This window comes from Enterococcus sp. DIV1279b (assembly GCF_050531515.1).
GTDB classification, from domain to species: Bacteria; Bacillota; Bacilli; order Lactobacillales; family Enterococcaceae; genus Enterococcus_D; species Enterococcus_D casseliflavus.
The window spans coordinates 3,340,125-3,354,329 of the sequence record NZ_CP172891.1; the positions used below are offsets into that span (position 1 = coordinate 3,340,125).

The 14,205-nt window shown below is 43.2% G+C and carries 16 protein-coding genes; 6 read left to right on the forward strand and 10 right to left on the reverse strand.

Annotated features, from left to right (window positions below):
- Positions 1 to 5: 5 nt before the first annotated feature.
- Positions 6 to 566, reverse strand: a complete 561-nt coding sequence (gene pth, locus IGI71_RS15900; protein ID WP_005230721.1) for an aminoacyl-tRNA hydrolase — start codon at positions 564 to 566, stop codon at positions 6 to 8.
- Between the two features lie 355 nt (positions 567 to 921).
- Here pth and IGI71_RS15905 point away from each other — a divergent pair, with 355 nt between their 5' ends.
- The 3 genes from IGI71_RS15905 (at position 922) to IGI71_RS15915 (ending at position 4,041) form a co-directional block, all read left to right on the forward strand.
- Positions 922 to 1,905 carry an L-lactate dehydrogenase gene (locus IGI71_RS15905; RefSeq protein ID WP_005230720.1) on the forward strand — a complete coding sequence of 328 codons (984 nt, stop codon included), beginning with the start codon at positions 922 to 924 and terminating at the stop codon, positions 1,903 to 1,905.
- Between the two features lie 285 nt (positions 1,906 to 2,190).
- A complete protein-coding gene (locus IGI71_RS15910; protein WP_010748995.1) occupies positions 2,191 to 3,588 on the forward strand; it encodes a L,D-transpeptidase family protein in 1,398 nt (465 codons plus the stop codon).
- A gap of 153 nt (positions 3,589 to 3,741) precedes the next feature.
- Complete coding sequence (locus IGI71_RS15915; protein ID WP_010748994.1) at positions 3,742 to 4,041, forward strand: hypothetical protein; 300 nt, start codon at positions 3,742 to 3,744, stop codon at positions 4,039 to 4,041.
- A 62-nt stretch (positions 4,042 to 4,103) separates the two neighbouring features.
- Here the strand turns inward: IGI71_RS15915 and IGI71_RS15920 are convergent, their stop codons facing one another.
- Positions 4,104 to 4,472, reverse strand: coding sequence for a winged helix-turn-helix transcriptional regulator (locus IGI71_RS15920; protein WP_005233339.1), 369 nt, complete (start codon positions 4,470 to 4,472; stop codon positions 4,104 to 4,106).
- 97 nt (positions 4,473 to 4,569) lie between these two features.
- On the opposite strand from IGI71_RS15920, the gene IGI71_RS15925 reads away from it, so the two are divergent.
- The 3 genes from IGI71_RS15925 to IGI71_RS15935 all read left to right on the forward strand — a co-directional run bounded on the left by IGI71_RS15925 (position 4,570) and on the right by IGI71_RS15935 (position 6,459).
- On the forward strand, positions 4,570 to 5,448 hold the full coding sequence (locus IGI71_RS15925) for an aldo/keto reductase (protein WP_371179787.1): 879 nt from the start codon (positions 4,570 to 4,572) through the stop codon (positions 5,446 to 5,448).
- 39 nt (positions 5,449 to 5,487) lie between these two features.
- The gene (locus IGI71_RS15930) at positions 5,488 to 5,970 is read left to right on the forward strand and encodes a VOC family protein (protein WP_430615912.1); all 483 of its coding nucleotides are present in this window, start codon (positions 5,488 to 5,490) and stop codon (positions 5,968 to 5,970) included.
- A gap of 159 nt (positions 5,971 to 6,129) precedes the next feature.
- The gene (locus IGI71_RS15935; protein ID WP_016608455.1) at positions 6,130 to 6,459 is read left to right on the forward strand and encodes an SdpI family protein; all 330 of its coding nucleotides are present in this window, start codon (positions 6,130 to 6,132) and stop codon (positions 6,457 to 6,459) included.
- Positions 6,460 to 6,492: 33 nt separating this feature from the next.
- On the opposite strand, the gene IGI71_RS15940 is transcribed toward IGI71_RS15935, so the two are convergent.
- The 8 genes from IGI71_RS15940 to arcA form a co-directional block, all read right to left on the reverse strand.
- Positions 6,493 to 7,188, reverse strand: coding sequence for a YoaK family protein (locus IGI71_RS15940; RefSeq protein WP_430615914.1), 696 nt, complete (start codon positions 7,186 to 7,188; stop codon positions 6,493 to 6,495).
- A 63-nt stretch (positions 7,189 to 7,251) separates the two neighbouring features.
- Positions 7,252 to 7,767, reverse strand: a complete 516-nt coding sequence (locus tag IGI71_RS15945) for a VanZ family protein (protein ID WP_010748978.1) — start codon at positions 7,765 to 7,767, stop codon at positions 7,252 to 7,254.
- Between the two features lie 214 nt (positions 7,768 to 7,981).
- A complete protein-coding gene (locus tag IGI71_RS15950; RefSeq protein WP_430615916.1) occupies positions 7,982 to 8,488 on the reverse strand; it encodes an arginine repressor in 507 nt (168 codons plus the stop codon).
- A gap of 77 nt (positions 8,489 to 8,565) precedes the next feature.
- Positions 8,566 to 10,017: a YfcC family protein gene (locus tag IGI71_RS15955; protein ID WP_010748979.1), complete on the reverse strand. Its 1,452-nt coding sequence runs from the start codon at positions 10,015 to 10,017 to the stop codon at positions 8,566 to 8,568.
- A gap of 63 nt (positions 10,018 to 10,080) precedes the next feature.
- Positions 10,081 to 10,770: a Crp/Fnr family transcriptional regulator gene (locus IGI71_RS15960; protein ID WP_005230704.1), complete on the reverse strand. Its 690-nt coding sequence runs from the start codon at positions 10,768 to 10,770 to the stop codon at positions 10,081 to 10,083.
- Between the two features lie 41 nt (positions 10,771 to 10,811).
- Positions 10,812 to 11,747, reverse strand: a complete 936-nt coding sequence (gene arcC / locus IGI71_RS15965; protein WP_430615917.1) for a carbamate kinase — start codon at positions 11,745 to 11,747, stop codon at positions 10,812 to 10,814.
- Between the two features lie 17 nt (positions 11,748 to 11,764).
- Positions 11,765 to 12,784, reverse strand: a complete 1,020-nt coding sequence (gene argF / locus IGI71_RS15970) for an ornithine carbamoyltransferase (RefSeq protein ID WP_010748982.1) — start codon at positions 12,782 to 12,784, stop codon at positions 11,765 to 11,767.
- Between the two features lie 19 nt (positions 12,785 to 12,803).
- Positions 12,804 to 14,027 (reverse strand): arginine deiminase, encoded by a 1,224-nt coding sequence (gene arcA / locus IGI71_RS15975; protein ID WP_010748983.1) that lies wholly within the window; start codon positions 14,025 to 14,027, stop codon positions 12,804 to 12,806.
- Between the last annotated feature and the right edge of the window lie 178 nt (positions 14,028 to 14,205).

Genomic DNA, 14,205 nt, shown 5'->3' on the forward strand with positions numbered 1-14,205 from the left:
CCTCCTTAGTTAAATCGATTCATTGTGGCAAGAAAGTCGCCGTTGGTCAAGTAATCACTACTTGCCTCGACCGCTTTATCAATACTTTGTAAAACGATGGGCAGGTCGTCTTTTGCAAAAGGACTCAGGACATGATTGACCACGGTTTGTCCTGGACGTGGACGATCGATCCCGATTTTGATACGGTCAAAGACTGTTGAATCCAAATGAGCGATCAAACTCTTGATCCCATTGTGGCCACCTGCACTGCCTTTTTGGCGCAAACGAATTTTCCCTAATGCTAAATCGAGGTCATCATAGACCACCACTAGTTCTTCTTGGTAGATGCCAAAATAGGTCATCAACGGGCCTACCGCACGACCGGATTCATTCATGAAAGTTTGTGGTTTGACCAAAAGGATTTTTTCACCATTCAAGAAAAACTCTGCCACCTCTGCTTCAAAAGCCGACTTTTTAAAGGTTGCTTGGTACTTTTGTGCCAACGCATCCACTACCATAAAGCCAACATTATGTTTGGTTTTTTCATATTTTTTGCCAGGATTTCCCAAGCCCACAATCATTTTCATTTTTTATTTACGCTCCATTATTTCTAGTTTCAAGCTGATTCTTCATCTATTTTATCGGTTTTCTTATCCAAACACAAAATACTGGGCACACAAATGCGCCCAGTTCTTTTGCTTAGGTAATTATAACACGAAATGGACTGTTATGGTGGCACCCTCTTGCTCAGTTTTTATCTTTCTTAACGAATCTTAATAAAACCTTGATATATCTTCTTTTTGACGTAATAACAAAGAAAGCATTTACAACTGAAACAGCGATATTTTGTGTAATATTGTTGTGCAAATCACATGACAAACATACTTGAAAATGGTAGGATGATAGCGAGTAAAACAATTATGCGGAAGGAATGATACACAGATGACTGCAAAAACGAACAAAAAAGATCACCAAAAGGTAATTCTTGTTGGAGACGGTGCGGTTGGTTCTAGTTACGCGTTTGCGCTGGTGACCCAAAACATTGCGCAAGAAGTCGGAATCATTGATATAAATACAGCAAAAACAGAAGGCGACGCAATTGACTTGTCCCATGCTTTGGCATTTACTTCCCCTAAAAAAATCTATGCCGCTTCTTATGAAGATGCACATGATGCTGATTTAGTCGTTATTACTGCTGGTGCGCCTCAAAAACCAGGCGAAACCCGTTTAGACTTAGTTCATAAAAACTTGAAAATCAACCGTGAAGTAGTTACCCAAATCGTTGATTCAGGCTTTAACGGAATTTTCTTAGTTGCAGCAAACCCAGTCGATATTTTGACTTATTCTACTTGGAAATTCTCAGGCTTCCCGAAAGAACGCGTTATCGGTTCAGGTACCTCATTAGACTCTGCCCGTTTCCGTCAAGCATTGGCTGAATTGGTCGATGTCGATGCCCGTAACGTCCATGCCTATATCTTAGGGGAACACGGCGATTCAGAATTCCCTGTTTGGTCTCATGCCAACGTAGCTGGCTTACAAATCTATGAATGGGTCAAAAACAACCCAGACATCGATGAAGAAGCAATGGTCAACATTTTCTTCAGTGTTCGTGATGCAGCCTACACCATCATCGAGAAAAAAGGTGCGACCTTCTACGGGATCGCGGTAGCCTTAGCACGGATCACTCGTGCGATCTTAGACGATGAAAATGCTGTTCTCCCATTATCTGTGTACATGAACGGCGAATACGGCTTAAACGACTTGTACATCGGTGCGCCTGCAGTCATCAATGCCCAAGGGATTCAAAAAGTAATTGAGATCCCATTAACAGATGGTGAAAAAGACCGGATGGCCGCTTCGGCAAAACAATTAAAAGATATTCTTGATGAAGCTTTTGCAAAATTAGATGCGGAAGACAATCAATAATTTCTTTTCCCTCGTGTTAAATAGTCAATTTTAGTTAGTCAATTATGCGACTGAACGAATCCTCCAGCTCACTCTTTTTCAGAATCCTTTGATCAAGATGGCTTGCTGCCGATTCGTTCAGTTTTTTTATCGTAAGAAATGCGTTTCTACAGCTTGCCTAAAGATAGTTTAAGAATTTTCTATTTTTCATGGAAGTTTCATTTGCCATATTCGCTTTCCCGTGGGAATATGGTATGATTTAAGCGTTATTATCTATTATGCCATTAGAAAAAAAGGAGTAGTTGAATGACTCGTTCAAACAAACATACTGACGCCAAGAATAATACGAAGAAAATTGTTCTGATCGTTGTGGCTGCTTTACTCGTAGTGATCGCTGGCGGCTATACCTACCGAAGTACATATTATGCAAACCGTTTTCTACCAAAGACTGAAATCGATGGGATCGACATCAGCAACAAAACCGTTGTCGAGGCCAACGCCCTGCTGCATGATCGCTATTCACAAGAAGACTTTACCATCAAAGATGGTGATAGCGAATGGAAAACAGTCAACCTTGCTCAATTTGGTTTGCAGACGGATTTCACCGATGAGCTGCAATCATTAAAAGATGAACAAAACCAGTGGAGCTGGGGAATGGCTTACGTTTCGGCTGCCGAAGAAAAAACATTAGACAATCTCTCAGTAGACCAAGACACCTTGACTAGCGAGACCAACACGATCCAAAAAGAACTCGAAACCTTAAATGAAGATCGTACCAAATCGGCTGATGCCACGTTGGAAAAAGGCGAAGACGGCTTTTCTATCAAATCAGAAGTTGACGGCGATGCCATCGATGTTGACAAAGCAGTGGCAGACTTGCAAGAAGCCATCGTCAGCGGCGAAAAGGAACTGAATCTCGTTGATTATGTCACAAAACCAAGTGTGACCGCCGATGATCCAGACTTAACGAAAGAAATGGATTCGTTGAATAAAATCGCCAAAGTAACTGGCAATTATACGATCAACGGAAATACGTTTCAAATCCCAAGAGAAACGATCATGGATTGGCTCTCTTATAAAGACGGCAACACAACGATCGACGAAGACAAAGTACGAAGCTATGTCACATCAATCGGCGAACAATACAATACTAGCACCAATTCTTCGACCTTCAAAAGTACCAAGCAAGGCGAAGTGACAGTCCCAGCCGGTACTCTTAGCTGGACGATCCAAACCGATGCAGAAACAGAAGCATTGATCGAGGCGTTAAAAGCTGGCGAAGACTTCACGCGTACACCGATCGCTCAAGGAAGCACCGATGCAGGCAGTCCGCTGTTTGGCAACACCTATATCGAAGTTGATCTAAAAAACCAACACATGTGGTATTACAAAGACGGACAGCTTGTTCTTGAAACAGCCATAATTTCCGGAAAACCAGCCACACCAACACCAACTGGCGTCTTCTATGTCTGGAACAAAGAAGAAGATGCAACCTTGACTGGTGAAGATTATGCGTCCCCTGTTGATTACTGGATGCCCATCGATTGGACTGGTGTCGGTATCCATGATTCTGATTGGCAGACGGAATACGGTGGCGATCTTTGGAAAACCCGTGGTTCTCACGGCTGTATCAATACTCCGCCAGGCGTGATGAAAGAATTGTACAGCAAAGCCGAAGTCGGGACACCCGTGATCGTGATTTAATCGAAAAAGAATCAAACCTTTTTATAGACGAACCAAAAGCTGCAAAAGAAAATCTTTTGCGGCTTTTTTGTTGTCTCCCAAATGTTCCTATTTACAAAGAACGATTTAATTAATATACTTAATTAACCATTTTAATTAATAAGGAGAATCATTTTGGAAAAAGTCGTTTTTATTGATCGTTCTACTTTAGCTGGAAGTCTGATTAAAATTTTCGCCCGCAACATCCAACTGCTGTCAGAGGATCAAATCAGCGTAACTGTTGTGACACCAGAACGTCTGGCGAATTATCGTTTTGCGCAAGAAAAACTCGTTTTGGTCGATCCCTTGCTTTCTTTAACAGATCCGATGATCAAGCAGGCCATCCCACCACGCATCAAGCGCCTTTCGTTTCCCGTCAATCATTACAGCGGGATGAATACTGAGGCCATTCTAGAATTGATCCAACAAGCATAACCTAAAAAGGCCGACGGAAACCAATGGTTTCTGCCGCCTTTTCTCATGCCAATTGCCCTCTGCTAGACAATCGCTTCTTCTTGTTCTAACAAAGTAACTTGCTCTCCTTTGTCTTGCAGTGCAGCAACGTGCATCGTGCCCCACTGGCAAAGAGTATCCAATAAGCCGCCTAAGGTTTCTCCATATTCACTCAAGGAATACTCAACTTTAGGTGGTACTTGATTATAGGACTTGCGAGTAACGATGTCAGATTCTTCTAATTCCCGCAATTGCTGGGTCAACATTTTTTGACTGATGCCAGGGATCTTCCGCCGTAAATCACTGGGACGTAATGCCCCATGGCGTAAATTACAAAGAATGATGGGTTTCCACTTCCCGCCGATGACATCCATGGTTGCTTCAACACCGATATTATAAATTTTTTCTTCCATTTTTTCCACCTCATCAAGTCTGCAAACACATAAATGTTACCAAAAGGTGTGTATCAAACAAAAAAGTACGTACTATACAACCTTACCTCCTCATTATATGATGATACCAGAAAAAAATAAAGGAGATGTTTTTATGATCGGAAAATTATCAGATACCGTTACCCTGAACAATGGCAGCGAAATCCCCGGGTTGGGGTTAGGTGTCTTTCAAATCCCTGAAGCTGACACAGCAGAGGTCGTGAAGCAAGCGATTATCAATGGCTATCGCCTGATTGATACAGCAGCGATTTACGGCAATGAAACAGGAACAGGGGCAGGAATCAAACAAGGCTTACAAGAAACGGGGTTGGCTCGTGAAGAACTCTTTGTCACTTCCAAACTTTGGAACGATCATTTAACTTATGATGAAACGATCCACGCCTTCAATGAAAGTCTGGCCCGCTTAAACCTCGAGTATCTCGACTTGTACTTGATCCATTGGCCAGGAAATCAAGCATTTCAAGAGTCCTGGCGTGCCTTGGAAGACCTCTATGCGGCTGGAAAAATCAAAGCGATCGGGGTCAGCAACTTCCAGATCCATCATCTGGAGCAATTATTGGCCATTGCTAAGGTCGTTCCTGTTATCAATCAGATCGAGCTGCACCCCAAACTGACGCAACAAGACCTGCGGGCTTTTTGTGGCGAAAAAGCAATTGCGATCCAAGCTTGGTCGCCATTGATGCAAGGCAAACTGCTGAAAGATGACACCGTCTTGGCGATCGCCGATGCACAGCAAAAATCAGCGGCACAAGTGCTTTTACGCTGGGCTATTCAACAAGGGATCTTAGTCAATGTCAAATCGACGCACCCTGAGCGAATGATCGCTAATGCAGCGATTTTTGATTTCCATTTATCAGAAGCTGACATGGACCGCTTGAACGCATTAAATGAAGACTTACGAGTGGGTCCAGATCCAGACACATTCGATTTTCATTAACCAAACGATATACTAAACAAAACCTTAGGAGGAAGTATAATGACAAACACAAACACAGGCTTTTCAATGGTCAACCACGTTGGAATCACCGTCAGCAATCTCGAACGTTCCATCCAATTTTATGAAGCATTAACGGGAAAGAAAATCGCCAATCAAGATACGATCGGCGGCAAACGCATGGCGCAAACGCAAGGATTAGCAGATACACTGATCAAATATGCCAATCTTCATTTAGACAATCTCAACATCGATCTTTTAGAATACGTCGAACCAAGATCCAACAAAGCTAGCTATTCCAATGAGCAAATCAGCGCGCTGCATCTTTGTTTTGAAGTCGAAAATATTGATGAAGCCGTTGCTCGTCTAAAAGCCATTGGCGTTGAGCCTGACGGCACCCCCATCGTTTTTGAAGCACAAGACGGTTTGAAAAGCGGCTTTGGGACAGGCGTCGCTTACTTTACAGATCCAGACGGCACCAATCTTGAATTGATTGCACCAAAAGGCCCTTTTCAACGGGGATAAAAAACGGATGGCGCTGCAAATCGCCATCCGTTTTTTTTGCTAGAAGCACGTATTTTTCGATTGTTCCCCTTCATAGAAGCGTTCATAGCGGATACAATAAGTATGTACTCATCTTTAGCGGCTTCACTTACTTATCCAACAAATCGCACGTGAAAGGTAGTGATCTCGATCGATATTGGACTTTTGTTGTTGATTTTTACGGGTATTTTTTTCATCGTCTTCTGGTGCTTTTACCGAGAAGAACCCAATTATGTATTCGGCTTTCGCACCAAGCGCAGTACAGCCAGTGTCAGCAATTGGCGTTTTGCCCAGCAGTGGTTCTCCCTGTTAGCGATGCTCTTTCTAGGCGGGGTCGTTTTATTGCAGCGCAACGAGCTGATCGCAGAGGCTTTTTACCAAGTAGCCGTTTTTGGCAGCTATCTTCTAGCAGCGCTACTCGTAGAAACGGCACTGTATCTCAAAGATTCACGCACAAGCACCAAAAAGTAAGACAAAAAAGACATTCCAGCGAATGTCTTTTTTCTATTGTTTATTTTGATGATGGATTGTGATCCCCAACACCAAGGCTAAAATCCCTGAAACCACCCAGATAGTGCGGTGGAATAAGAAAATCCCTAGCAAGCTGCTTAAGACTGCACCAAAAAAGAAGCCGCCGATGATCAAGGAAATAGAAATAATCTTGGGCGTCACTGATCGGTCCTTTTTAAACCAGCGCATGTACACATAATCAGCCAGTGAACGTAAGTTGCCGGTGGTCATCGTGGTGGCATAGGGCATCCCTGCCAATCGACGATAGGCGGCATATTGAATCGCCGCAAAAAAAGATAACACCGAATCGATCATGACATTGGGTAATGATCGAGCAAAAAAGCCCAGAACAAAAATACCGATTGCTTCAAAGATCAATGCGGCATTTTGCCAAACGATCCAGCCCCCTGTCGGAAAATGATGCTGCAGATAATTCGTCACTACGATCCCCACTAAAAACATGAAGATTGGTGGCAGATATCGAAAGGCTTGTTCAAACTGCCCCGTTGAAAGATTGATCCCTAACAAAATGACATTCCCCGACTGCATACTTGCAAACACTTCCCCGTGAAACAAGTAGGTATACGCATCTAAAAAACCGCCCGCCATAGCAAGAAGAATCCCCACCGGTAAACTTTCATGCACGACAAACTCCGATTTTCTTTTGGCACTACTCAAACTTTTTTCCATTGGTTTCGCCTCTTGTTTTTTATACTTTCTGACAACTTAACGCTTAAAAACGCCGAAAACTCGTTATCTTTTGCGGCGTTTAGGTGACTTTTTCGATAGCTGACAAATCAACCAGCCCAAAAGAACGGCGGTCAGTGCTCCAGCTGAATCCAGCATGACATCTTGAAAAAGCGGCGTCCGTCCTCCCGTCAGCATTTGATGGTATTCATCGATCCCAGCGTAGCCGGTGGCTGCCAACCAAGCAAAAAAAGCGGCTAGCCAATACGGCTGTTTTCGAAAAACAAGCGTTAAGAACAAACTGCCACCTAGGACAAAATAGGTAAAGAAATGCGCGCCTTTACGAATGAAAAATTCCACAAATGAGAAATAGCCTTTTTCCGCAATGCTGATCTCCGAACCAGCATAGGAAAAAGAAATCTTCTCTAGCCACTCTTTCAATGGTTCGTTTTTTAAGATTCGTGAAAGCAACCCAATTTGCGATTGCTGCTCATAGGTTTGTGAAGAGCTGATAAAGAGGATGACCATTACCGCAATTGCAATACAAAAGTAAAAATTCGGTTCTTTCAGTAATTTTTTCATAGTTTTCACTCCTCATTTTCCTATCTTACCATTTTCATTTGGTGATGCAACTGTTTTTCCAGCAAACCATGGAGACATTGCACACAAAAAAAGAGTGCTTCCGTCAAGATTAGAAGCACTCTTTCTTTTTAAAAATAGCCATCGGTATGAAAAGCCGTCACCCGTTTGGTTGTGAGATCTTGGGGCTTGTGACGTTCAGCTCCTTCAACGATTCTCAGGGCTGTTTTGCGTTTTTTTCTCCAGTAAACAATGACGAACCCATCTCGTAGCCTTCTACATAATGATTCAACCGCTCGACGACCTCTGCTGCCGCTTCTTGTGACGGCGTGATGATCAATAAAATATCAAACCCTGCAATCGTGCCGACAATTTCTGGCAGCTCCGTTTCATCAAGATAATTGGCGATCACATCGGCGCCGTTTTCAGCCGTATGAACGACAACTAAAAAGTCAATCTGCGTAATCTTTTTTAGATACTCATACATCGAAAACGCAATTCTGTCTTCTAGATCCTGCTCTTTGGATTCAAAGATCGAATAATACGGTCGGCCATTTTTGGCATACGTTTTAGCGATGTTCATTTCCCGCATGTCTCTAGAAATCGTGGCTTGGGTAGCTGAAACATTTTCTTTTTTTAATAAATTCATCAATTCTTCTTGAGACTCAATCCGATGTAGGACAAAGAGTTTTTTGATAATTGCTTGTCGCTCTTTTTTTTTCATTTACTTGATCCGCTCCTCTCAAGTCGCCTCGCTTACTGAAATAGTTGATCCGTCTCGTTCACTTCTTGAAACGCAGCTTACAAGAACAACATCGAGAAGATTAAAATGGCAAGATTGGAAATTCCGATAACCAGTAACGGTTTGCGCATAAAGCGAGTCCAAGTAGAATAGTTGACCCGCGCCAGCTCCAATCCGCCCATCACGACGCCAGAAGTTGGTGTGATCAAATTCACTAATCCGCAACCAGCAGTAAAGATCATGACCATGACGTTCGGATTGAGTCCGATGCTTTGCGCCAAGGCACCCATGATAGGGATCGATACATATGCCAGTCCTGAAGTCGATGGAATCAAGAACGATAAGAGCAGATACAAAATATAGGCGCCAATTACGAACAGGACAGGTGATAACCCTTCTAAAAGATGGGAAGCCCGATCCAAAATAAACAGATCCAAGTACGTCGTTTGCATAATGTAGGAAGCCCCCCGTGCCACAACGATGATCAAGACAACGGATAAAATGTCTTTGACCCCATCGATAAAGTTGGTCACGATTTCTTTTTCTGAGAATCCTTGAATCAATGCAATGATGATACTGACGTAGAAGAACCACATAGCCAAATCACCAAAATACCATTCACCGAAGCTATTCCCGGTCAAAAAGGCGGTCCAACCGTCAAACACATGGATATCAAAGTCGCCCCAAGGAATCAAGGAAACCACCATGATCACAAAGGATAAGCCAAAAATCGTCAAAATCAAGCGATGCTTTTGCGTAAACGCCAAGGCTTCGTTCGTGTCTTTGACAAAATGCTCTTCCATTTCTTTTTGCTCTTGCAGCGATAAGATCGTGGAGCCTTTGTCGGCTTTGACTTTTTTTGCATAAGACATCACCACAAAGATACAATACGCGGTCGTGACTAACCAAAGCAATGCGCCAACTACTAGGATCGTGCCATTATTCGGAGCAATATCAATGCTTCGTAAGGCATCCATTGCCACCCCAGTAGCGAAAGGGTTAACGGTGGAGCCGATCACACCGGCACCCGCCCCCAACATGACGGTTCCTGCTGCGACGATCGTATCAAAGCCCGATGCCACCATTGTGATTGCTAATAAGGAATAGAACGGAATCGTTTCTTCCGCCATTCCATAAGTTGAGCCACCAATTGAAAACAACACCATCAAAATCGGGATCAAAATCAACTCGTTGCCTTTGAGTTTTTTGACTAAATGCTGAATACCAGCTTCTAAAGCGCCTGTTCGTGTGACAATATTCAAAAAGCCACCCAAACAAAGAATAAACACACAGATCTCGATCGCATCACGAAATCCGTTAAAAGGCGCCATAAAGAAATCAGAAAACTTGGCACCGACGACTTGGCTGACCATCTCTTCTTGGCCTGCTGGTAATGAAGGTGCAAAGGGCTGACCAGCTAGTAGCCAAGAAGCGACCGTCAACGCAATAATGATCAGAAATAAGATACTGAACGATGTCAGCGACTTTTTTTCTTTTTGCTTTTTTTTCATCTTCGTTCCTCCTCTATTGAATCAATCTTAGGTGCAAATTGCCAACAGCTAGTCTGTCTGTGGTCAATTCGCAACATGGGAAAAATAATCTTTGTCATAAATAATGAGTTCTTTGTAACGATAATAAATCTTTCTTTTGTGCACGAGCGCCTTGATGGTTTGACTGACCGTCTCTCGCGTCGTTCCACTGTATTTAGCGATATCATTGATAAAAACTGGAAAAGGAATGCGAATCTGCTCTCCTTGTGACTGTCCGTGCTCGATCATCAAGAGACCGATCGTATTGACGACTCTTGTCTGCGCGCTAGAGGTGACACAGTACTCCACTCGGCGTCTTTGCTTCTCCAACTGCTGGCTCATTTGCTGATTCAGCCACAGCAACTGACTTGTAGATGAAACAACCAGCGGTTCAAACAGCGACATCGCTGCAAACTGCACGACAATGTCTGTTGCAGCGAATGCCGATACATCATAGTTGTCTCTTTCAAACAAGCCAATCAAAGGAAATAACTGATCAGGCCCAACAAAATCTACATAACAATAGGAATCAGTTCCGTCGGTTTTTTCGATCCGTACGAGACCTTCGATCACATGGAATATCCGATCTCTTACGTCGCCTTCATAAAAAAGCACTTGGCCTTTTTTGTACGTACGGCAGTAAATATGCTCCTTCAACCGCTGTTGATTTTCTTCTTCCAGCCATTGAAAGCTATTCGCTCTTGTTGATGGATCTTTTATTTGGTAGTCGATCATTTCTCTCACTCCAATGTTTTGGACTTGCTTTGCTACTTCGCTTATTTCCAGGTGATCTGTGTACCAGCGTCTTCAATTTCTGCCAGCTTATCTAAGGAAGTAATCACTGCCCGTTTTTCCGTGCCCATTTTGACAAAATTCAAAGCTGCTTGTACTTTCGGTAACATGCTTCCCGGTGAAAAATGCCCTTCATCGACATAGGTTTCCAATTCAGCGGCGGTCACATGATCCAACCACTGCTCATTTTCCTTGCCAAAGTTCAAAGCGATTTTTTCCACGCCCGTCAAAATGATCAGCTGATCCGCATCGACTAAACGAGCCAATTTTTCAGAAGCAAAATCTTTATCGATCACGGCTTCAACCCCCAGCCCATTATCTAACACGGGAATGCCCCCGCCGCCTGCGCAAATAACGATCGTGTTTTGTTCAATCAGCGCCTTGATGCTGGCAACTTCTTGAATCGCTTGTGGTGCTGGACTGGCAACGACTTTCCGCCAACCACGACCAGCATCTTCACGATAGATGGCATCTGTTGCCGCCATGGCTTCTTTGGCAGCTGTTTCCGTTAAGAAAGGACCGATCGGTTTGGTCGGATGGGCAAATGCTGAATCTTGGGTATCGACTGTAATTTCCGTCACCACTGTCACCACCGGCTTAGCCATTTGGGCTTCTTTCAACTGGATTCTCAGCTCATTTTGTAACCAATAGCCAATACTGCCTTGCGTCATTGCCACACAGGTATCTAAAGGCATCGCTGGGTTTTTGCTAGAATCACTGGCTTGTTGCTGCAAAACCAAATTTCCCACTTGAGGCCCATTCCCATGGGTAATGATCAAATGAACATCTTTTTGGATCAGGGGAATTAAATACTCGACGGTCTGTTTAAGCCGTTCTTTTTGCCCTTTGGCACTGGCATCATCTGCTAGGATAGCGTTGCCGCCAAGGGCGACAACGATCGTTGGTTTCTTTTCACTCATCTGCTCACTGCTCCTTCTTACACTCTAGGAATAAAGAGATCGCCTAAGGTTACTGCCATGATTGCTTTGATCGAGTGCATTCGGTTTTCCGCCTCTTCAAATTGACGGCCCCATTGACTGCGGAAAATGTCGTCTGTGATCTCCATTTCAGAAATGCCGAATTTTTCTTCAATCATTTTTCCATACGTCGTATTCGTATCATGGAACGCTGGCAAGCAGTGAAGCACGATCAAGCCATCGTCTTGTTTTCCAGTAGCCATTACCATTTCGCGGTTGATTTGGTAAGCTTTCAACAGCTTCACCCGTTCTTCAAACTGGTCTTCTTCCCCCATTGAAACCCAAACATCGGTATACAGAACATCGGCATCTTTGACGCCTTTTTGAATATCGTCTGTTACCATCAGCTGACTGCCAGATTCTTTGGCAAATTTGTTGGCATAGTCTGTCACTTCTTCAGCTGGGAAAAGTTCTTTTGGTGCACAGATGCGAACATTGACACCTAAAATCGCCCCCGTCACTAACAAACTATTCGCCATATTGTTTCGGCCATCGCCCACATAGACTAACGTAATGTTTTCTAATGTACCGAAGTTTTCTTTGATCGTCATGAAGTCAGCGATCATTTGGGTTGGATGCCATTCATCGGTTAAGCCATTCCAAACAGGAACGCCAGAGAATTTGGCTAAATCTTCAACGACTTGTTGGCTGAACCCGCGGAACTCAATGCCATCAAACATACTGCCTAAAACTCTGGCGGTATCTTCAACGGATTCTTTTTTGCCTAGCTGGATATCATTCGCACCTAAAAATTCTGGATGGGCACCAAGATCGATGGCAGCCGTCGTAAATGCCGCCCGTGTCCGAGTCGACGTTTTTTCAAATAAGAGGGCGATGTTCTTGCCTTCCAAATAGCGATGAGAAATATTTTGCTTTTTCAACTGTTTCAAATAGATGGAAAAATCAATAAGGTATTCTAACTCGGCTTTCGTAAAATCTTTTTCTGCTAAGAAGCTTCTTCCTTTAAATACTTGTTTCATTAGTAATTCCTCCTCTAGATTAAATATCTTCTCTGATAAATGGCATGCTCATGCAGCGAGGGCCCCCACGGCCGCGAACCAATTCACTGCCGGAGATTTTATGCAATTTGATGCCGGCTTCAGTTAATTTTTGATTGGTGATCGTGTTACGGTCATAGACCACGACTTCACCAGGTGCGATCGTCAAGGTATTGGAACCGTCATTCCATTGTTCCCGAGCTGCAGCGACCAAATCGTTCCCCCCACAGCGAATCAATTCCACTGCATCTAATTCTAAGTAGCGGCACAAAATGTTTTCTAACGTATCTTTTTCTTCTTTGATGGTTACGCCATCCCCGTCACGTGAGATTGAATAAACGGTCAGTTCGCCTTCAATTTCTGGATGGATCGTAAATTTGTCATAATCAACCATTGTAAATACCGTATCTAAATGCATGAATTTGCGTTCTTGACCAATATCAAAAGCTAAGACGTACTCAAAACTTGGTTCATGTTGGAACACATTACGAGCCAACTGTTCAATGGAAGTGGCATCTGTTCGTTGGGAGATCCCGATCGCTAACACTCGTTTTGACAGAACCAATTCATCGCCACCTTCAATTCGTGTTGGCTGATCACGGTCATAAAGCAAGTGCGGTGGCTGTTGTTGGAACATTGGATGATGAGCAAAAATGTATTTGCCATACAATGTTTCACGACGTCTTGTTTCTGAATACATACGATTCAAGGAAACCCCGTTACCGATCGTCGCAAACGGATCGCGAGTGAAATACAAATTCGGCATTGGATCGATCAAAAACGGATACTGGTCATCCACAGCACCAGCTAAGCTTTGACTATGGGGCAATTTCAATTCATTTTTCGCTAGACCTGCCATCGTTTTATCGATGAATTGACGGTTATCTTCAAAAGATAAGAAATAATCGGTAATTTCAGCAATGATTTCTGGGCTTTGTAACGTTGTTTCTTCTAAATATTCCTTGATAAACTGCTCTTTGATTTCTTGACTAGTTAACGCTTCTGCTGCTAAATCTTCTAAATATAACACCTCCACATTATTATTACGCAATACATCGGCAAATTGATCATGTTCAGCCCTTGCTTGTTCCAAAAAGGGAATATCATCAAATAACAAGCGATTTAAATGATCGGGCACGAGGTTTTCTAATTCTCGACCAGGGCGATGGAGCATGACTTGCTTCAAGCGGCCGATTTCTGAAAAAACATGAATAGCATTTGACATTTCTTTACATCCTCCTTTGTTTTGATTACGCCTACATAGTACAAGAATGTATGCGCTTACCAAGCGACGTATTTCGCCTTCATTATGCAAAGCATTTGTCATTATGCAATAAAGAGTGAATATCTTCTTGCGAGCGTTTTTTTACTCGTTGTTATTTTTTTTTATGTAATATTTATTC